General features: G+C 33.5%; 20 protein-coding genes and 1 pseudogene. 11 read left to right on the forward strand and 10 right to left on the reverse strand.

The window, feature by feature from the left end; translation table 11 throughout:
* The first annotated feature begins 38 nt into the window (after positions 1–38).
* From R2H34_RS16775 to R2H34_RS16785, 3 genes are all read left to right on the forward strand, one after another.
* Positions 39–1082, forward strand: a complete 1044-nt coding sequence (locus R2H34_RS16775) for a transcriptional regulator (protein WP_052501251.1) — start codon at positions 39–41, stop codon at positions 1080–1082.
* A 75-nt stretch (positions 1083–1157) separates the two neighbouring features.
* On the forward strand, positions 1158–1355 hold the full coding sequence (locus tag R2H34_RS16780; RefSeq protein ID WP_044424397.1) for a hypothetical protein: 198 nt from the start codon (positions 1158–1160) through the stop codon (positions 1353–1355).
* Between the two features lies 1 nt (position 1356).
* A complete protein-coding gene (locus R2H34_RS16785) occupies positions 1357–2169 on the forward strand; it encodes a Fic/DOC family protein (RefSeq protein ID WP_044424396.1) in 813 nt (270 codons plus the stop codon).
* A gap of 448 nt (positions 2170–2617) precedes the next feature.
* Here the strand turns inward: R2H34_RS16785 and R2H34_RS16790 are convergent, their stop codons facing one another.
* On the reverse strand, positions 2618–3586 hold the full coding sequence (locus R2H34_RS16790) for an IS30 family transposase (RefSeq protein WP_014538385.1): 969 nt from the start codon (positions 3584–3586) through the stop codon (positions 2618–2620).
* Between the two features lie 142 nt (positions 3587–3728).
* On the opposite strand from R2H34_RS16790, the gene R2H34_RS16795 reads away from it, so the two are divergent.
* Positions 3729–4025: a GNAT family N-acetyltransferase gene (locus R2H34_RS16795; protein ID WP_318342592.1), complete on the forward strand. Its 297-nt coding sequence runs from the start codon at positions 3729–3731 to the stop codon at positions 4023–4025.
* Here R2H34_RS16795 and R2H34_RS16800 read toward each other — a convergent pair.
* Positions 4013–4918 carry a tyrosine-type recombinase/integrase gene (locus R2H34_RS16800; RefSeq protein WP_240016409.1) on the reverse strand — a complete coding sequence of 302 codons (906 nt, stop codon included), beginning with the start codon at positions 4916–4918 and terminating at the stop codon, positions 4013–4015. The two genes, R2H34_RS16795 and R2H34_RS16800, sit on opposite strands and share 13 nt — an antisense overlap.
* Before the next feature lie 151 nt (positions 4919–5069).
* On the opposite strand from R2H34_RS16800, the gene R2H34_RS16805 reads away from it, so the two are divergent.
* From R2H34_RS16805 to R2H34_RS16820, 4 genes are all read left to right on the forward strand, one after another.
* The gene (locus tag R2H34_RS16805) at positions 5070–5282 is read left to right on the forward strand and encodes a hypothetical protein (protein ID WP_240016408.1); all 213 of its coding nucleotides are present in this window, start codon (positions 5070–5072) and stop codon (positions 5280–5282) included.
* The gene (locus R2H34_RS16810) at positions 5269–6774 is read left to right on the forward strand and encodes a zeta toxin family protein (protein ID WP_044424392.1); all 1506 of its coding nucleotides are present in this window, start codon (positions 5269–5271) and stop codon (positions 6772–6774) included. The genes R2H34_RS16805 and R2H34_RS16810 overlap by 14 nt, the downstream gene beginning before the upstream one ends.
* Positions 6775–6842: 68 nt before the next feature.
* Positions 6843–7475, forward strand: coding sequence for a hypothetical protein (locus R2H34_RS16815; RefSeq protein WP_318342593.1), 633 nt, complete (start codon positions 6843–6845; stop codon positions 7473–7475).
* Complete coding sequence (locus tag R2H34_RS16820; protein WP_240016406.1) at positions 7476–8051, forward strand: TetR/AcrR family transcriptional regulator; 576 nt, start codon at positions 7476–7478, stop codon at positions 8049–8051.
* On the opposite strand, the gene R2H34_RS16825 is transcribed toward R2H34_RS16820, so the two are convergent.
* Entirely contained in the window at positions 8037–9326 is a 1290-nt protein-coding gene (locus R2H34_RS16825) for a Y-family DNA polymerase (protein ID WP_240016405.1), read from the reverse strand. The two genes, R2H34_RS16820 and R2H34_RS16825, sit on opposite strands and share 15 nt — an antisense overlap.
* A 284-nt stretch (positions 9327–9610) precedes the next feature.
* Here R2H34_RS16825 and R2H34_RS16830 point away from each other — a divergent pair, with 284 nt between their 5' ends.
* From R2H34_RS16830 to R2H34_RS16840, 3 genes are all read left to right on the forward strand, one after another.
* A complete protein-coding gene (locus R2H34_RS16830) occupies positions 9611–10195 on the forward strand; it encodes a hypothetical protein (protein WP_318342594.1) in 585 nt (194 codons plus the stop codon).
* A 69-nt stretch (positions 10196–10264) separates the two neighbouring features.
* Positions 10265–11233, forward strand: a complete 969-nt coding sequence (locus R2H34_RS16835; RefSeq protein ID WP_014538385.1) for an IS30 family transposase — start codon at positions 10265–10267, stop codon at positions 11231–11233.
* Positions 11226–11807, forward strand: coding sequence for a hypothetical protein (locus R2H34_RS16840; RefSeq protein WP_318342595.1), 582 nt, complete (start codon positions 11226–11228; stop codon positions 11805–11807). The genes R2H34_RS16835 and R2H34_RS16840 overlap by 8 nt, the downstream gene beginning before the upstream one ends.
* A gap of 47 nt (positions 11808–11854) precedes the next feature.
* Here the strand turns inward: R2H34_RS16840 and R2H34_RS16845 are convergent, their stop codons facing one another.
* The 7 genes and pseudogenes from R2H34_RS16845 to R2H34_RS16870 form a co-directional block, all read right to left on the reverse strand.
* Complete coding sequence (locus R2H34_RS16845) at positions 11855–12406, reverse strand: hypothetical protein (protein ID WP_240016403.1); 552 nt, start codon at positions 12404–12406, stop codon at positions 11855–11857.
* Between the two features lie 426 nt (positions 12407–12832).
* Positions 12833–14056 (reverse strand): hypothetical protein, encoded by a 1224-nt coding sequence (locus tag R2H34_RS16850; protein WP_240016402.1) that lies wholly within the window; start codon positions 14054–14056, stop codon positions 12833–12835.
* Positions 14057–14218: 162 nt separating this feature from the next.
* Positions 14219–14827, reverse strand: a complete 609-nt coding sequence (locus R2H34_RS17990; RefSeq protein ID WP_412176809.1) for a DUF6685 family protein — start codon at positions 14825–14827, stop codon at positions 14219–14221.
* On the reverse strand, positions 14828–15763 hold the full coding sequence (locus R2H34_RS16855; protein ID WP_318342601.1) for an IS30 family transposase: 936 nt from the start codon (positions 15761–15763) through the stop codon (positions 14828–14830).
* A gap of 35 nt (positions 15764–15798) precedes the next feature.
* Complete coding sequence (locus tag R2H34_RS16860) at positions 15799–16728, reverse strand: IS5-like element ISAba10 family transposase (protein ID WP_004763228.1); 930 nt, start codon at positions 16726–16728, stop codon at positions 15799–15801.
* A 40-nt stretch (positions 16729–16768) separates the two neighbouring features.
* Positions 16769–16885, reverse strand: a pseudogene (locus R2H34_RS16865) (helix-turn-helix domain-containing protein); the annotation flags it as partial.
* A 370-nt stretch (positions 16886–17255) separates the two neighbouring features.
* The gene (locus tag R2H34_RS16870) at positions 17256–19364 is read right to left on the reverse strand and encodes an ATP-binding protein (RefSeq protein WP_318342596.1); all 2109 of its coding nucleotides are present in this window, start codon (positions 19362–19364) and stop codon (positions 17256–17258) included.
* Positions 19365–19406 lie beyond the last annotated feature (42 nt).

The raw sequence follows: 19406 nt of genomic DNA on the forward strand, positions 1-19406 counted from the left end.
CTACTATAGTGAAAACAAGGACACATAGAGGCTACAAGATGGTCATTAAATTTTTTAAAAATCTTACTAAGCAAAATCAAGTTGAGGAATTGTCTGATCCTATTCCAGTACGCTTACCTCAAAATTTATTAGCAGAGGTTACAAGTCAGGCTGAAGAAATAGGAGGTAGTCGATACAGATCTAAGCACATCGTTAGTCTGATAAGCATTGGTGCAAATTACTATCGAGCTTCGAGTGATTTCGTTAAAGGTCTCTCAGCGGATCATCTTGCGTTTCTAACTAGACTACATTTTGTGTTCGATAAGCTTGGGTTGCAGTCTACAAAGGTTGCAGAGAGTTTAGGCCACAAAGATCCTGTTCAAGTTTCCGCATGGATGGATGGAAAAGTACATCCATCATTCGAGGAAATAGAGAGTTTTTGCAAATATTATTTCATTAATGAAAATTGGCTTAAACATGGCAATAATTCAAATAATCTCTCGTTTACGCCCCATCTTGTTTATAGAAAAAGCTTTAACAGAAATATTGAATCACAGTTGAAATTTATTGCTGAATATAGCGACATAAAGATTGAGACAATTAGATTAATACGAGACAACACAGGTAGGGTTGTTGCTTCTGTAGACTATGGAAATAAACGTTATGTTACCCATTATTTTCATAATCTAAAATTAAAAGATGAAGATAGTGTCGGTTCTGGTGGATTTGGTGATCTAACTCACTTGGCAGCATTCTGTAAATTATTGGATGAATATTTTAATGCGGTGTTAACCATTTCTTATAATGTACATGAACAAGATTTGGAAAAAATCGTTACTGGAGAGTGTATTCCTGATGATCTAGGAATTTGGGGGCAGCAACATGCTAACCATTGGTATGAAACAATACATAGCTCAATTGCCACTAAAGAAGACAAAGACTCAAGCTATTGGAAAGGAGCGATTGGATTATTCACTTCACTTCAGCAAAGCGACACTTACGAAAGACTGATTAACAATATTGAAAAAAATTCTGAGGTCTATGAGGCATTTAACTACAGTTACAAACAGAAATTTCAAACTTTTGATTATTTTAAAAGTTAGATACACTATTAAATTAATCTTTCATTAATGAAAGATTTAAACAAATTCAGATGAATTAATAATGAGGCAAATATCATGGCAAATCGAATTAGAGAAGCGTTTAAAAACACAAATGGCATAGTTGAACACGAATTCTCAGATGAAGTAATAAAAGCATCAGAAAAAAGGGTCAATGAAATGATTGAGAGAATTGCAACTGGCCAAAGTACTTTTGAAGAAGAAGATGATCGCCTGATGGCAGAATGGGAGCGGAATAATCAAGAGGATAAATAATATGACTGAAAACTCTAATGAAGATGCAAATAATGAGTTCTACGAAGAAGCTAGGGAGATATTAAATGAACCAGTTAGGACAAGAGCACAAAAAGAATTTAACAAAGAGTTAGAGTATTCAATCACAAAAGCACGTACTGCGAAATTGGATAAAGAACCGATTTTAGGTAATTATGATAAGGTTCATCTTTCAAAAATTCATGAAGCGATATTTAGACGCTTATATGATTATGCAGGCAAGTTTAGAGACTTTAATATATCTAAATTGTGTGTGAATACAGAGAATGGTGATTTTGAAATAGGTCACTTTCTGGAATCAGAGAAAATAGATGAAAATTTGGTAAAGTTTAGTGAAAAAATAAATAATTTAAATCGACTCAAAGGACTAAATAAAGATCAATTTATTGAAAATTTTACGATCTATTTTGCTGAATTGAATGAGATACATCCATTTCCAGAGGGTAATGGCCGTGCAACAAAAGTATTTATGAGACAACTTGCGAATGATGCAGGTTATGAAATTCATTACGATAAAGTAAATTCAAATGAATGGAATTATGCATGTAAGCGTTCATTGTCTGATCAAAAGGTTTATGTTGAGCATCCAGTAGATCCTAAGCCGAATACTCAGGACTTTAAACTGTTAAAAAATGTATTTGAAAATATCATAGAGCCTTTATTAAAGCCTGAACAGAACTTAGCAATTTCAGCATTTACACAGGGTGTTAAAAATAGAAGTACATTTATTCTTAAAAAAGAGAAAGATCGAGAGCAAAATAAAGATGATGATTCTAATACACCAACGTTTTTTTAAGGATGTAAACACTAATGATAAAAGTACATAACGAAAATATATTAAATAAAATCCGTAAGAATTAATTTTTATCATATATGATTGAATGGGACTTGGGCTTATTATGTATTCCTTTATAGAACTAATATTAAAAGAGAATATGCAATTATCAGCAATAATTGGTGCTTTGATTTTTTTTACAATTCTTTTGGTTATATCAATAGGTTTCTCAGTAAGAATGAATAAAATAAATCATAATAAGACGGATTTGATTCGAGATGCTAAAGTAGAAGATATTGAATTTATTTTTAAGAATATATTGGAGGGTTCAAGAAATGGTTACTTTCATCCAGATTTGTATAATGTTGAAAATGCAAAAATGGGATTACAGGAAAACATTAGAACAATTATTGAAGAAAATTATCGCTTAGATAGTAACAGACCTGATTCTTGGGCATTCATGGCGAATTCAAACATGAGGTGCGACAGTTTGAAAAGTCTTATGATAATCAACAAGCTGAGCAAATTTCTCTAATGGTGTAAGCCAATCTAACGCTTTTCTAGGACGAGTATTCAGTGACATGGCAACTTGATTTAAATAATGCTGATCTGCCTGATTTAAATCAATCCCTTTAGGTAAATATTGCCTAATTAAACCATTCATATTTTCGCATGTGCCTTTTTGCCAGGGTGAATGTGGGTCACAGAAATATACATCTATGCCTAAATCTTCTTCAAGTATTTTATGTTCTGCCATCTCGCGTCCACGGTCATAGGTCAACGTTTTACGCAGTTCTGCAGGTAAATATTTCAGAGCTTCAGTTAAAGCCTTGCGCACTGATTCTGCCTTTGCATCAGGTAATGTTGCCAAGATACAGAGCCGTGTATTTCGTTCAATAAGTGTTGCTATCGAACTTTTATTGTCTTTACCTTTAATTAAATCAGCTTCCCAATGACCCGGTATTTTTCTTTCTTGAACTTCGGCTGGGCGCTCATGAATAGTTTTAATATCCTGTAATATAGAATCTTTTTTAGGTTCACCGTTAGCTTTTCGCTTTTTATTTTCATGACGTAGACAGGATAATAAGTCTTTTTTCAACTCACCCTTGGGTAATGCTCGTATCGTTGAATAAATCGTTGTATGGCTTACATTCATTGTTTGATCCAAATCAGGAAATGTCTTTAAACGCTTTGCTATTTGCTGAGGAGACCATAAACAACGGATCGCTTCAACAATAAATTTCCAGAGGATTGAATCGATTTTGAGTTTTCTGTGACCACGTCTACGTCTAGCAAAAGTGTTATCAGAAGCATATCGAGCTTGATAAACGTCATTGATGCTATTTCTTTTAAGCTCACGATAGATCGTACTAGGATGTCTTTTAATAAGTTCAGCAAATTTTCTGGCTGAAAAGCCTTCTTTTCTTGACTCAAGCATTAATGCAGTACGATCTTCAAAGTTAAGATGATGGTATGACAATTTTATATACTCCATAAACCCTTTAAATTAATTAGGTGGTTTATGTCGCACTTCAAGTTTTACTCTGCCCATATATGAAAAAAACGGACTACCTATTTCAGTGCTCATTTTGTCACGATCACTTACTCAAGGGTTTGAAATATGGATTATGGCTACAGAAAAAGAATACCAAAATAAAGGTTATGCAAAAGAATTGCTGAACTTTATTTTAAATAATTTCAAAAATCAAAAAACAGTCATAGAGGCGCATTGTTATATTAAGTCTGAAATTATGATGAAAATGCTGAAAGATAAAGGGTTTGAACAAGTTGAAAATAATTCTCAAAATAAAAACTTGTTTAGAATCAATAATATGTATCTTTTATTTAACATAATTAGCCTACTTTACGGTTTATAAAGGTCGTTTTTTGCTCTTGGATGAGTATTGTTGTATTCCTCTTTCATGGTTGTTTCATCGACAAAAGTGTATATCTGCGTGGTATTGAGATCCGCATGGCCAAGCATTTCCTGAATATCCCGAATACCTACTTTAGATGAAAGTAAATGAGTGGCAAATGTATGCCTTAAGGTATGAGGATTTGATTTTTGAGTTATGCCTTTATCCCTAAATAACTTCTTTACACGTTCATTAATTTGGGTTCGAGAAAGTTGCTTACCTGTAGTAGTTGTAAAGACATAATCATGGTTTTGGTTTAAATTCTTTTGCATTATATGATTACGTTCAAGTAACCATAATTCTAAGGCTTGTAATGCTTTCGAGCCAATCGGAACAATACGTTCTTTATTGCCTTTGCCAGTTATTCTTAATAATTTTTCATCCGTGTTAATTTTGCATATTTCTAAACTATGTAATTCCTCAAGTCGTAATCCTGAGCTATAAGCAATTTCAACTAAGGCTAGATCTCTAATCTGGTTTGTCTTATATTTTGGATCTGGTTTTACAGGATTATCAAGAACATCATTCATAACATTGATCGAATGATAATTTGGTAGTTTTTTATTCTCGCCTTTGATTTTAATATCAATGGTTGGGTTTGAATTTATAATTTCTTCATTAAATAAATATTTGAAATAGTTTTTTATACCTGCTATTTCCTTTTTTATGGTGTCTATTGAAATTCCACATTGCTGTCTATGTGCAATAAATTGGTATATGTCAGATTTCTCAATAACCAAAATATCTGTCTTTATATAATCAAGAAAATGCACCAATGCTTCCTCGTACCCTTTTATTGTTAAAGGTGATTTGTTTTCTGTGATTAATTTATTTCTCCATTTATCAATATACATTTTTACCCTGATAGCCAGTTTGCTCAGTTCCTATTTTAAGTTAATTCTTAATGAAAAAATATGTATAAATTTGCAAAAATAAAGTCCGAAAATTCTACTTATGTTATAATTTAATCAAATGAAAAGTATCTTCACATAGAGGTGCAATGATATGAATATTATGACTGAAAAAGATGCAAAACATCTATCTGGCAAGGAAATCCTTGAGGGTCTTTTTGAAGATCAACGAGCAGCTGCTCGTAATCCTCAACACCCTGTAAATGATCAATTACGTGCCACTTTAAAAGCTAAAGCTGAGAAACTACAAAAATTAAAAAATCAAGAAAAAACAAGTGAGTCCACAGCAAGCTATGACAGAACGTGATAAAAATCCTGAACCACAATTTGCAGTTATAGTCGCAGGTGGAAATGGTTCAGGTAAATCTACACTAATACAAGAACAAATTTTACCTCGCTTTGAAAAGTTCAATTTTGACATTGCCTTTATCAATGCGGACGTTTGGCAAAAGGAACATTTTGGTGAATTTACCAAAGATCCTAGCCACGCTTATGAAGCTGCGAAGTGGGCTGAACAAGAGCGTCAAAGATATATAGATAATAAAAAATCATTTATAGCAGAAACCGTTTTCTCTCATCCATCCAAATTGGATCTCATCAAAGAAGCCAAAGATAAGGGCTATTTTGTAACCTTGTACCATATTCATTTAGACTCTCCTGAACTCGCTTTAGAGCGTATTCAGGATCGTGTTTTGGAGGGTGGGCATGGTGTGGATGAGGATAAAGTTAGGCAACGATATGAACGTGTTATCCCTCTTATAGCTGAAGCATCTATGTATGCTGATCAAACTTTTGTTTTTGATAACAGTGTCAGGAATGAACCACATAGTCTTGTAATGGAATTGAAAAACGGTGTTATCCATGATGTCTACCGTGATTTACCAAAATGGGTTGCTACAGGCTATGAAAAACAATTAAAAGCTTATTACAATGTTAACCAAGATTCATCTTTGATAGAGAATCTGATAACTAAAGGTGACAATATGAGCTTCATTAAAGAAAAGTTAGGATTTGATTGGAATCCTGATTTAATGCCGAAAGAAATACCTACCTACCATCGAGCACAAGTAATTCAGAATTTTAACATGACTCTAGCAGAGCATGTTCATGGATCTGCTGCTGTGGCAGGTAATCCCTATTCACTGGATGAGATTAAGCAGCTGATAAAAGGCCAATCTGTTGGGGGGCACAGTGTAAGTGACCAAAAGCAAGTTGTGAATCTTATCAGTGGAGCGAACTTCGTATCTGAATCTGTAATCAACAATACGTTTAGATTGGATAAATCAAATTATTTAGAAATTAATCGATTAGTTTCTAAAGATGAATCCATTGAAGCAGGCGTATTACGGGGCGAAGGCAAAGAGACAACATTTACGCCTCACGTTGCAATTAGACATAATTATTCTCATAAGCCTATAAAGACAGAAGAAGATGCTATCAAGTTAAATAAGCAATTTAGTGATGGTATTGCAGTTTTAAATTCAATAAAGAATCCATTAGAAAAAGGAATGGCTACTTTTCTTTTCGGTTCATTGAACCAATTCACATTTGAGGGTGAAAAGCGCACAGCTCATTTGATGATGAATGGTGTATTGCTTAGTGCAGGTTTGGACGCAATTAAGATCCCTCCTGAAAAAGCTATTGATTTCAGACAGAACATGACTGAATTCTATAAAACTCGTAATGCTGACAAAATGATGGATTTCTTGTTAGAATGCCATCCAGATCGTGAAAATATCAAAAAGGTTCAGCAAGACAAAGATCTTAAGATTGATAACTCAATTACCCGATCTTTCTAGAACTATAAATAAGACCTTACGAGGTCTTATTTTTTTCAAGATTCTAAATGAACTTGTAAGGAATAATTATGTCAGTTAATGATAACTTTCAAAATAAATTTGAAATCAATGAATATTTGCTACCTAATAAGTATGATTTTAAATCTATTGAAGATTTGTTGTTAAAATATCAGAAAGAGTTTGTAAGTCATATTCAATCTCAGGTTATATTTTCCGATAATCCAATTCGTTTGCATTCTGATATTTCAAGTTTAATTGATAATATTACTATTTCTAATTGTACTCTAGAAGAACAGGATCATGTTTTAAAAATTCTTGAATCTAATCATTTCTTAATTAATGCCATGAACCATCCTGGTTTAATGAAAAATGATTATATATCTATCATAAAAAAATATTTTCCATTTCTAAATTTCGAGTCTATTGATTTCGTTGAAAATATAAAAAACCCTTACAAGTTTTCAATTTTCCTTTTCGTTATTTTGTATTTAAATAATATTTCTAATAAAAACTTGCATTGGGCAATTTTACTCATTTTTAATTTCTCATTAATTGCTTCTGGAATTGGCAGTATTCTTTTAAGTGAATTAAAGATTCAGGATTTAAGAAAAATTCTAAATCAGTTTGATGTAGACAAAAATGCTGATGCAATTACTGTATTTTTATTGGCAAACTTAGGTTCGCAAGTTGAGGCTAATTGAATGAATATGTCAGTCAGTTATACCATTGATCGTGCATCATCCAAGAGAAGTATAATATTGCAGACTGCTCACAGACTTTTTAGTGAACAATGTTTTGGACGTGCGGGTATCGATAGAATTATTGAAGAATCTTCTGTGGCAAAGATGACTTTTTATCGGCACTTTAAGTCAAAAGAGCAACTAATCGAAGCTTGCCTTGAATTTGAAATTGAGAATCAAATTTCATCTATCAATGCTACTTGTAGTCAACCTCATATAACTTCCTCAATCGAAAAATTGAAAGCTTTATATTCGTGGTTTATTGATCGTGCATTTGATTTAGATAATCGATCATGTATTATTAATAAAGCTTTGGCAGAATTAAGTCATCTTCATAACATACATAAAATTGTTATTTGCTATGATAGTTGGAAGTTTAATTATATTCAGAGCATATTGTTAGAAAATAATGTTACTAATAAAGAAACGCACCATATTTTTTATGGGTTTTTAAATTCCATTTTAATGCCTTATAGCTTTAAACCAGATTGGAACTCTGTTGTGAAACAGTTTGATTTGACATTAATTAACACGTAATAACTCATCCCAACAGAAAGGATTGCGTGTAACATTTCCTCTACTCATTGACCAATTTCTATTTGGTAAATAACAAGTACCAAGTGCAAGTTTCTTTTTACCATATTTATTATGTACACCCTCATAAGCAATCATAAAATTTTCTTTTTTTTCAACAATCTTCATGTCAGTTAATAAATCATAGGTATGTTTGTTTTTCGGTTCAAGTTGAGTAAGTACAACTCCGCATTTTTTAAATTTTACTCCAAATTTATAAACATGATTTATCATGTATGTCGATAATTTTACGAAATCCGTAACACAATCACTTGCTTCAGGTAATTTAAAAACAATTGATCGAGAATAGTAGGATTCTCGTTTATCAAAATAACTGGATTCTGCGAAAACAGTTATGGTACTGCAAAGCTGTCTTCCTGATCTCAATCGCCTTACAGCATCTTGTGTGTGCATACCAATAGCTTCTTTCAAGTCATTTATGTTGGTAACTCTTTGCCCAAAAGACCTCGATGAGATAATCTGCTGCTTATCAGGAGCACAAGGCTCGATTGGAATGCAGGAGATTCCCTGTAACTCCAGAACTGTTCTGGCCATCACGACACTGAACCTCTTTTTGATCTCATTAGCATTGCTTGCTACTAGATCCAATACAGTTTTAATATTTAAGTCATTCAATTTTTTTCCATTTTTTCGCCCTACTCCCCATACCTCCCCCACTTCAATGGTTGAATAGAATTGAGTTTTTATACTTTTATCCATTTCTATGAGATTACATACCCCCTGAAATTCTTTATTGGTTTTGGCAATATGATTAGCTATTTTGGATTCTGTTTTAGTTCGGCCAATACCAATGCAACATGGCAGACCAAGCCACATCAAAATACGTTGTAATATGAAATGAGCAAATTGGGTCAAATTATAATTTTTAACATAGGCAGTTACTTCTATGAATGATTCATCAATACTGTAAGACTCGCACTCTGATTCCGAAGTAATTTCCCTAAGAATATTATGAAATCTTCTACTCATTTCAGCATACATTGCATAGTTACTAGATAGGACTACGACTTTATGTTTTTCAACTATTTCTCTTATTTCGAAAATTGGTACACCCATCTTAATTTTTAGTGCTTTTGCTTCTGGAGAACGTGCAACAACGCAGCCATCGTTATTTGAAAGTACAATGACTGGACACTTACTAAGCGCAGGATTAAAGACACGCTCACAACTGACGTAGCAGTTGTTGACATCAATGAGGAAGAAATATCGATTTTTCATATCTTGAAAACGTAACAAATTCAAGATGAATGATATATATACAAAACATTGAAATCAAACATGGTTTAAAATAATGAATAATTTATAGTTAAAAATAAGTTCATGTATTTATATATTATTTTCTTAATCAATATAATGCTGAGTTGTATAGTGGTAAAAGTATTTTATTGAAAAATATGAATAAATATAATTCAAAAACAATTACATTTGAACAATTTAATAGATAGAATCTAAGAATAGATTTTTTAAATTCCATAATGATATAACCATGTCAGGGCTTTACTATGGCAATTACAGCATACTCAAAAAGTTTCAAAAGAGAGCTAGATGTAGAGCAATTGAAACGTCTTTTTAACGACCATCTTAAAGATAAAAATTTTGCGGAATTTGTAAAAATTGATATTGTATGTCCTTGCTGTGGTGTTGTTGGAGCTAGAGTGGTCAATGAAAGCATATCCCCTATCTCTAATATAGCTGTAAAACAGGCTCATTTTGCATTTAAAAACAATAATGGTGTTGATGCACACTTATTATTTTGTGACTACTATTCTGGTCAGGATAGTCTTATTCACGTTGAAAAGGATTCAGTTATAAATTTATCAAGATCTGGTAATGAGGTTACAGAAGCAATCCGAAAATTAGTTTGTTCAGCTATATATAATAACTATTTTAATCAATCAGATATTCGCAATATGAGGAAGTGGTTTTATGAAATGCGTTCTAACCAAGATATTTTGGTAGAGTATAGTAAGCATCAATTAAATGTTTTAAGAAAATCTATTACTCGCTCAAAAAGGAATGATGAAAAATATATTGTCGATAAAGAGGGCAGAGTAAAACTTGAAGTGCGACATAAACCACCTAATTAATTTAAAGGGTTTATGGAGTATATAAAATTGTCATACCATCATCTTAACTTTGAAGATCGTACTGCATTAATGCTTGAGTCAAGAAAAGAAGGCTTTTCAGCCAGAAAATTTGCTGAACTTATTAAAAGACATCCTAGTACGATCTATCGTGAGCTTAAAAGAAATAGCATCAATGACGTTTATCAAGCTCGATATGCTTCTGATAACACTTTTGCTAGACGTAGACGTGGTCACAGAAAACTCAAAATCGATTCAATCCTCTGGAAATTTATTGTTGAAGCGATCCGTTGTTTATGGTCTCCTCAGCAAATAGCAAAGCGTTTAAAGACATTTCCTGATTTGGATCAAACAATGAATGTAAGCCATACAACGATTTATTCAACGATACGAGCATTACCCAAGGGTGAGTTGAAAAAAGACTTATTATCCTGTCTACGTCATGAAAATAAAAAGCGAAAAGCTAACGGTGAACCTAAAAAAGATTCTATATTACAGGATATTAAAACTATTCATGAGCGCCCAGCCGAAGTTCAAGAAAGAAAAATACCGGGTCATTGGGAAGCTGATTTAATTAAAGGTAAAGACAATAAAAGTTCGATAGCAACACTTATTGAACGAAATACACGGCTCTGTATCTTGGCAACATTACCTGATGCAAAGGCAGAATCAGTGCGCAAGGCTTTAACTGAAGCTCTGAAATATTTACCTGCAGAACTGCGTAAAACGTTGACCTATGACCGTGGACGCGAGATGGCAGAACATAAAATACTTGAAGAAGATTTAGGCATAGATGTATATTTCTGTGACCCACATTCACCCTGGCAAAAAGGCACATGCGAAAATATGAATGGTTTAATTAGGCAATATTTACCTAAAGGGATTGATTTAAATCAGGCAGATCAGCATTATTTAAATCAAGTTGCCATGTCACTGAATACTCGTCCTAGAAAAGCGTTAGATTGGCTTACACCATTAGAGAAATTTGCTCAGCTTGTTGATTATCATAAGACTTTTCAAACTGTCGCACCTCATGTTTGAATTCGCCGAGCTTTTGAAGAATGATTGGTTTGATTTAGATGAGGAGGTTTATGAATCTTTAGCTACTAATTTTATGTATCCTTATGATATTAGAGATATTAATGGATTAAATTATATATTATCAAAAAAATCTATTATTAGAAAAGCCATTTCTCTATCAAAAAAAAATCATGGTATGTATGAGTTTGATAGATCTAGGCTTGATGAAAAATATAAACTTGCTACACGACTATCATTGCATATTATTGATCACAGTGAGTTTTTTTATCAAAAACTAGGACGTAGCGTTGCTAAAGCGAGAGCAAATAATCCTTTAATGGCATATTCTGCAACCCTATTATTTGTAAATGATTGGGATTTCAAAAAAAGCTGTCGAATGCACTTAGATATTACTTTATCGACTTATGTGGATGAAAATCTTGGGAACACTATCGGACTTAATCCTTTTATTCATTATGATGCTTGGATTGCTTTGAGCTATTCTTCAAAATGGAGTAAAAGACATATAGGATTTGATTTTGAGACTGAATTTGAAAAAGAGAAAGAACGGTTAAAGATTCTCTATGGTATTTAATCCATAGAAAACACAACAGATTTATTATTTATAGGTTTTCGATATTATTAAGCAGAATCGTTTGTCACAGCAATTGTCTCTGTAGCTGCTATCTCTTGGACAGTATTCTGTTGTCCATTAGCCTGTAAATTACTGACATTAATTGGCTGAACTAAACTTGGCTTTACTTGGAAACGACTAGAGTAACTTCCAACACGATCTCCATCTACACCACGTTGTCTTGTGTAGCAGGTTACAATAGATAAATAGGAGTTTTTACCATTTTTAACGTACTCAAGTATAAGAACACCTGATGGGTGCATACTCATAAATAGTGTTTTTCTTTTATGTGTCTGATAATGAAATGCTCCACCTTGTGCTAATTTTTTGTATATAAATTCAAAAACATCACAAGGTGGCCTTAATTTAGTAAATTCATGACCGTGTCGCTCTAGAATGTGCTTGTATCCAAATGCTTTATTACCATCTTGAAGTCTAATAGGAAGTTCAAAAGGAATCCCATCAATTGTATTTGCAGGTATAATGGCAAGGTCAATATTTCCATTTATTTCCCAAAATTGATCCTGATTTACAGTGACTAGAGTAGGTGATAATTGCATAAGTTACAGTTTTTAAAGGTTTATAAAGTACAGAATTGACTTTTTCTGCGTTGATGATACTATATTAATTGAGTTCTTGCTGAAAGACGTTACATTGGCTAAGACAACCTTGAAGCCACATGATATTAGTCAGCACGCAGTTGTCAAATTAAGCGTTGAGCGAGGTGTGATACCTAATCTTTGATTTCGTGTCACTAAGTTTTTAAAAATTTGAGTAAAGTTTTCGAATTTTATTCATTTAAGTTTTTAAGAACTTCGGGCGTCGTTCGGACTCAAATGTTTATAAGGTCGCTTTTGCGACCTTTATTTTTTTACAAACTTTTGTTTTAGTTATTAATTAATTTATCAGTATTTGTGCAGTAGAGATTCACTACAAGCTTTAATTGCCAAACGTGTTAAATTTCTACTGCTTTTTGAGAATTATATTTAATTTTTCGGTATACCGCCTACCATAGTGATCGGCAACAACTTAAAGTCATAACGTTCATTTTTCCCTTTCTTTCCATACCAATACAAATGCCAGTGAGAACGTCTTAGGTGAGGAGTTCGTTTACCTGAACCTTTGGCCTGAGTTTTTGCTGTCTCTAATTCCTGATAAATTTTAGTAAACTCTTTGGCTGTTTCCGTACCAATCATATAAGTTTTATACTTAGATGCTTCAAAAAGACGTTTCTCTTTCTTTACATGAGTGAATTGAACAGGTTTAGTGCCCTCTGGGATCGGAGGTGAAATTTCAGGTTTTTGTTGGCTAAACCAGAGTACAAGGTTGATTAATTTTTTTTGGATCTCAATTCTAACGTTTAAATCATCCTGCATGGTTTCAGGATCATAGTCTTGCTGAAACTCATCAACAAAATCACCTAGACTTGATTCAATATCCAGATCTTCATTTAGCGTGATTACGATAGTTCGAGGCATACCAGTATCTAAATACATGGTAGAAACCAAAACTCGCTGTCCACAAAGCTCAGTAACGCAGAAAAGTACTCCCATCACCAGATTTTCTTCAAACATAAGCTTGGCATTGTCAGTTTGGATATAAATACATAGATCAGGAAGATTGATAATATAATTCGGTATGACTCCATCGAAACCTGTTTTCAGAATTTCATTAATCACAATATCTTCAAAACGATAAATATTTTTGGTCAGCATCCAGTTCCCAAGTGTTACCAATTCTCCTGTGGTTACTGGCAGCTCATCGAGCAGTTCTTTAGGGATATGATCACCGACTTTGAGATTGCTTGCCCATGCAGGTTTATAGCCTTTAACACCTTTAATATTCTGTAAAGCCTGCTCATATACAGATCCGTTTGCGGATTTGCCTTTATCAATTCCCTTACCAAAAGGCAGATTGTTATTATAATTGTTGAGCATTTTTTCAATAACACTTGTCTGCCGTGCTATTTCGTTCTCTTTTGCGATTCTGGCCTGCTTAAGCTCATGGTTGCAATCAAGTGCTGCGTAGATCCAATCGTCCCATGTCAGCAATAATTGAATATCATCGGAATGGTCTTTCCTCATTTTCTGATTGTATATTGCTCTTTGCTCAATCTTTTTCATTACACCAGTTAATTCTGTTTTCATGTGGTTGAGGCGTGTAGAAACAATTTTTAGAGGTAGAGCGTAAGAGTTAGGTAAGTTTGCCATTATTTAAAACCTTTCGTGGAAACTGAGCCATTGCTAAAGTGGCATAAAGTTACATTGGCCATTCAGCTGAAGAATATTGTGTTTTACAACCAAAAATCAAATATATTATTGAAATAAAAGACTTTGATACTATCTTGAATTCATCCTTAAAGTGGCATTATCTTACAGGATCAAGTCATACAGGATTCCCCTTAACTCATCTTGAGAATTAAGGTGTTTGTTCAAAAAGTATCGAAATACTTTTGACTGATAGTTATTCTTAATGATAAAAAAAACTATATCTGGCTTTCCATTGTTCTTGAATGAGGGTGAATATGTATAACTGTAATATTCAATATCATCATTATTTCCCTTTCTTAGCAATGTATGGAAACTATTAACAAGAAAGTCAAAACAAATATAAATTGAGAAATCTGAAAACAAGCTTTCCAAAGTATCTCTATTTAAAGAATAGGTTATTAAATTTGTTTTGTAAGGAGCACTAATATTAAAAAACTGACAAAGTTTAATTACATAAGCTAATCGATGTGAACCACCTCCATTTTCAGCAGCAATACCTTTATGCCAAGAAAATTTGGTGAAATTGGAATGGTTTCTTTTAAAATCTTCACTATGAATAATCTTATCAATCTTTTCAATTTTAAAATCTAGTATTTCTTTTACTACCTCTGGACTTAAACAGCGGTTTCCTTTTGTTAAAGTATATTCCCACCAGTCATAAACATTATCAAATAAATTATAGAAGACTGCATCACGGGAAGCTTGGCGAATTCAAACATGAGGTGCGACAGTTTGAAAAGTCTTATGATAATCAACAAGCTGAGCAAATTTCTCTAATGGTGTAAGCCAATCTAACGCTTTTCTAGGACGAGTATTCAGTGACATGGCAACTTGATTTAAATAATGCTGATCTGCCTGATTTAAATCAATCCCTTTAGGTAAATATTGCCTAATTAAACCATTCATATTTTCGCATGTGCCTTTTTGCCAGGGTGAATGTGGGTCACAGAAATATACATCTATGCCTAAATCTTCTTCAAGTATTTTATGTTCTGCCATCTCGCGTCCACGGTCATAGGTCAACGTTTTACGCAGTTCTGCAGGTAAATATTTCAGAGCTTCAGTTAAAGCCTTGCGCACTGATTCTGCCTTTGCATCAGGTAATGTTGCCAAGATACAGAGCCGTGTATTTCGTTCAATAAGTGTTGCTATCGAACTTTTATTGTCTTTACCTTTAATTAAATCAGCTTCCCAATGACCCGGTATTTTTCTTTCTTGAACTTCGGCTGGGCGCTCATGAATAGTTTTAATATCCTGTAATATAGAATCTTTTTTAGGTTCACCGTTAGCTTTTCGCTTTTTATTTTCATGACGTAGACAGGATAATAAGTCTTTTTTCAACTCACCCTTGGGTAATGCTCGTATCGTTGAATAAATCGTTGTATGGCTTACATTCATTGTTTGATCCAAATCAGGAAATGTCTTTAAACGCTTTGCTATTTGCTGAGGAGACCATAAACAACGGATCGCTTCAACAATAAATTTCCAGAGGATTGAATCGATTTTGAGTTTTCTGTGACCACGTCTACGTCTAGCAAAAGTGTTATCAGAAGCATATCGAGCTTGATAAACGTCATTGATGCTATTTCTTTTAAGCTCACGATAGATCGTACTAGGATGTCTTTTAATAGGCTTTGTTGCACAAATAGACGAAAGGTAGAGTTGTTCTAATCTTCAGATATTTATGCAACAGCCACCGTTTTAGCTGTACCAAGTTGAGTAAATTTATTCAAAATATCGACTCTTATTTGCAAGTCAACCACCTGACGATTAAAGCATCGACTAGATACACCTTGTCCAAGTCGTTTCAAGGCAAACATTTTAGCCTCTATTCGGGATCGTCGATGATAACCAATATCTCGTTTCCACTGCTTTTGACCCTTGTCCCAACAGCCTTGTACTGCATGATTCCTTGCTTTACCAATTTCATTTTCCGCCCATAAAGCAGCATTGGAACGAGGAGGGATAATTACATTTGCTTGCCGTTTCAAAATCGCATCATAACAATTCACTGTGTCATAAGCACCATCAGCCGTGACAGATGCAATGGGTTCATCAATTTGATCTAAAAGAGGTTGGAGCATTTCAGCATCACCATATTGGCAGGTCGTGACTTCAACCGCTTGTATTTCTCCACTGTTTGCATCTGTCGCAAGATGTAATTTCAGCCATTGTCGATGTTGGTTTACGCCATGTTTTTTACGCACCCATTCCCCATCACCTGTAACTTTGATCCCTGTGCTATCAACTAAAATATGCAAGTCTTCCTGTGGATTTTTTGCTGATTTATGTAGAAGTGGCTGGAGCTTATCTGCTCGCCGACTCAATGTTGAGAAGTCTGGAACATTCCAGTCGAGGTGAGCCATTTGCAAAAGGCTTTGAATGAAACCTTGTGTTTGGCGTAAAGCCAGTTGGAACAGGTTTCGTATCGTCAGGGCAAATTGAATTGCTATATCAGTGTAGGTAGGTTGCCGTCCTTTTTTTCCAGTAGGTGTTGCAGACCATTGCATTTGGGGATCAAACCAAATGGTGAAAGCACCCCGTTGACGTAAAGCCTGATTGTACTCAGACCAGTTCGTTGTTTTGTATCGGCTTTTTGATTCTGTATTCATCTAACATGTATGGGGATGAAATTTATTTATGCAACAAAGCCCTTTTAATAAGTTCAGCAAATTTTCTGGCTGAAAAGCCTTCTTTTCTTGACTCAAGCATTAATGCAGTACGATCTTCAAAGTTAAGATGATGGTATGACAATTTTATATACTCCATAAACCCTTTAAATTAATTAGGTGGTTTATGTCGCACTTCAAGTTTTACTCTGCCCTTTAATAAATTTAACATCTGCTAGATTTAATGTGTAATCACTGTCATGTCTATCGATTAAACTATTTAGTATGGAAAATAGCTTAGAACGATTAGATTCCATATTTCGATTATGAGTGACAAGTTTATTATTTTGATATTCCTTAGAATCTAAATCTCTTAACAAATGTAGGTTAAGCAGCTCGAAATAATCAATAAACTTCTCATTTTTAAGAATATGTGTCAGCTTTAAAAAGCTAGTTCTATTACGCTGTAAGTTGTTTCTTGAATAAAACTTATGGTACTGGTAAGCATCATAGATAAAATTAAGCATTGATTAATTCCCCTCTGACAGACCATACTCGTTTGGAAGCTCCATACTCAATTTTAGGAACGCATTAGTATCTTTGAATCCTAATCGATGAGCAATCAAACTATATATAAAATTATTCCATACAGCTGGTCTAGGGTTACGATGTCGGGTACTACTTGGATCTGTTACCCATCCTCTAAACGTATTATATTTGACACCAAAAAGTGTCTTATTATCCGCTGCATAGAAGTTAAGATTCATATCTTTTATAAGTGCATCAAGCATTAATGTATTCTTATGCGTAGGCGAATTGATGAGGCTAGTTAGTCTTTGGACAATTAAATCGTCCTTTTTGGCTTCTTCTTGTTTTGGAAGTTCTAGGCAGATCTGTTCCTTATTCGTACTGGCCAGAGAAGCGGAAATATAGTTTTCTAATACAGAATTCAGATCCTTTTCAATTATGAAATCGTGAAACTCTTGATAAAATTCAATATCATGGGCTTTTTCTGATGAGTCCTTGTGACAATATTCGTGTATCAGGATCAATAAAAGTCTTAAATATTGTTTTTCGTTAAAATATTTTTGAGTATTGGTACTGAAAACAATGTAACCACTGTTGTTAGTCCAAGCTTCTGCATCTGGAGCTTCACCAAGATGAATTACACGCTTTTCTTGATTGAAAACACGGCCATGTAGTTCAAACAGGCGATCATTGATATGGTTCAGGAAATTTAAGTACTGTTTACCATCAGAGGTTAGCTCGTTATCAGCAAAGATCTTTCGATCTTCAACCAGTGACTCAATAGCCGTGCTGTAATGTATGTCTTCAGGTACATCATAGAATTTATTGCTAAAGCGATTGAGCATGGTTTTAATAATGAACAAGAACTGTTCTAAAGGTGACAAATAAGTTGCCTGTGCATTAAAATCTTGTTGCCATGCAGTTCTATAGGAATAATAGAAGTTATTCAAAAATGATCTTAATGTACTATTCTCATCTACAATTAAAGCATCGAATTTGCTCTCAATTTTTTCAACTTTTGTATAATCATAGTCTTCATTAAAAAGCATAATGGCTTTAGTACTTACTAAGTCAACAGCAGACAAAGTTCGGTTCTTGTAATCTTCAAATAGTGGAGATCGGAAAGCTTCAAGAATAATTTTTGCGTCATAAACAGTTTTATTTTTGATGATATTTTCAATAATATGAATAGCAGCACTCTCATCTATAACTTTCTTCTTTTTTTTATTTTTTTGAACTTCTCTATACAAAAACTTATTTAAATATTTTTCTTCATGTAAGTTTGTGATGTTTGAAATAATTTGTTTGTATATTGGACAGCGATCTACTATAACTTCATTTCTGGAAGCTGTAAGCATAAACGGCTTTTTGCTGATAATGATACCTTTTAATAGGCTTTCTTCATACCATGTATAAGGAACTCGAACGCCAAGATTATATATTTCAAAACTATCGGCAGATCTTTTTAAAATATAATATGCAAGGTCATCTTCAAAAAGTATATCGCCTTTATTTAAGGTAGAACGTATTTTTCTTTTGGGTGTATTTAAAAGATCACCATTAAAATAGACAGGCAAATCGATGTATTCAATAATATCCTTTAGATTTTCTTTAAAAGATTGAATTGAGAAGTTATCTCTACCATACTTTTCATAAATAATGCCTTTAATCTCACAACCTTTAACTTTAGAAGTTTTGACTTCATCAAAATCAAAACCCAAAGTATCGCTTTTTTGGTTCAAAGCTTCTTCAATATCTACTTTTAAGGCGAATTGATTGCTGAACCATTCCGTTGAAGCATAGTTAAAAATTTGACCTCTGCCGAGACGAAATTTCCCAAAAATTGCATCACCCTCATCATGAGGAGCACCGAACCAAGCAAAGTAATTTTCAATTGTATCTTGGGTAAAACCTTTACCGTTGTCTTTAATTGTGAAATGATATTTTTCATCAATTTCATTGACGTGAATATCTACTCTTGTTGCACCTGCATCAAGAGAGTTCATAACGAGTTCTGCAATCGCTTTATCAATTCCACTCGCTTGATCTTTGATCGCACTATGAATAAAACTAGGGTGCAGCTTAAAATTGATTAGTGTCATAGCAGTCATTCTATTATGTTCTTTGTACATAATAGAACTATTTGAGATATT

The sequence above is a fragment of the Acinetobacter sp. 16 genome, from assembly GCF_033439925.1.
Lineage (GTDB): Bacteria > Pseudomonadota > Gammaproteobacteria > Pseudomonadales > Moraxellaceae > Acinetobacter > Acinetobacter junii.

Excerpts from the sequence above, each read along its gene's own strand:
- R2H34_RS16775 (WP_052501251.1), top strand. The coding sequence starts at position 39 with ATGGTCATTAAATTTTTTAAAAATCTTACTAAGCAAAATCAAGTTGAG.
- R2H34_RS16780 (WP_044424397.1), top strand. The coding sequence starts at position 1,158 with ATGGCAAATCGAATTAGAGAAGCGTTTAAAAACACAAATGGCATAGTT.
- R2H34_RS16785 (WP_044424396.1), top strand. The coding sequence starts at position 1,357 with ATGACTGAAAACTCTAATGAAGATGCAAATAATGAGTTCTACGAAGAA.
- R2H34_RS16790 (WP_014538385.1), bottom strand. The coding sequence starts at position 3,586 with ATGCTTGAGTCAAGAAAAGAAGGCTTTTCAGCCAGAAAATTTGCTGAA.
- R2H34_RS16800 (WP_240016409.1), bottom strand. The coding sequence starts at position 4,918 with ATGTATATTGATAAATGGAGAAATAAATTAATCACAGAAAACAAATCA.
- R2H34_RS16805 (WP_240016408.1), top strand. The coding sequence starts at position 5,070 with ATGAATATTATGACTGAAAAAGATGCAAAACATCTATCTGGCAAGGAA.
- R2H34_RS16810 (WP_044424392.1), top strand. The coding sequence starts at position 5,269 with ATGACAGAACGTGATAAAAATCCTGAACCACAATTTGCAGTTATAGTC.
- R2H34_RS16815 (WP_318342593.1), top strand. The coding sequence starts at position 6,843 with ATGTCAGTTAATGATAACTTTCAAAATAAATTTGAAATCAATGAATAT.
- R2H34_RS16820 (WP_240016406.1), top strand. The coding sequence starts at position 7,476 with ATGAATATGTCAGTCAGTTATACCATTGATCGTGCATCATCCAAGAGA.
- R2H34_RS16825 (WP_240016405.1), bottom strand. The coding sequence starts at position 9,326 with ATGAAAAATCGATATTTCTTCCTCATTGATGTCAACAACTGCTACGTC.
- R2H34_RS16830 (WP_318342594.1), top strand. The coding sequence starts at position 9,611 with ATGGCAATTACAGCATACTCAAAAAGTTTCAAAAGAGAGCTAGATGTA.
- R2H34_RS16835 (WP_014538385.1), top strand. The coding sequence starts at position 10,265 with ATGCTTGAGTCAAGAAAAGAAGGCTTTTCAGCCAGAAAATTTGCTGAA.
- R2H34_RS16840 (WP_318342595.1), top strand. The coding sequence starts at position 11,226 with ATGTTTGAATTCGCCGAGCTTTTGAAGAATGATTGGTTTGATTTAGAT.
- R2H34_RS16845 (WP_240016403.1), bottom strand. The coding sequence starts at position 12,406 with ATGCAATTATCACCTACTCTAGTCACTGTAAATCAGGATCAATTTTGG.
- R2H34_RS16850 (WP_240016402.1), bottom strand. The coding sequence starts at position 14,056 with ATGGCAAACTTACCTAACTCTTACGCTCTACCTCTAAAAATTGTTTCT.
- R2H34_RS16860 (WP_004763228.1), bottom strand. The coding sequence starts at position 16,728 with ATGAATACAGAATCAAAAAGCCGATACAAAACAACGAACTGGTCTGAG.
- R2H34_RS16870 (WP_318342596.1), bottom strand. The coding sequence starts at position 19,364 with ATGACTGCTATGACACTAATCAATTTTAAGCTGCACCCTAGTTTTATT.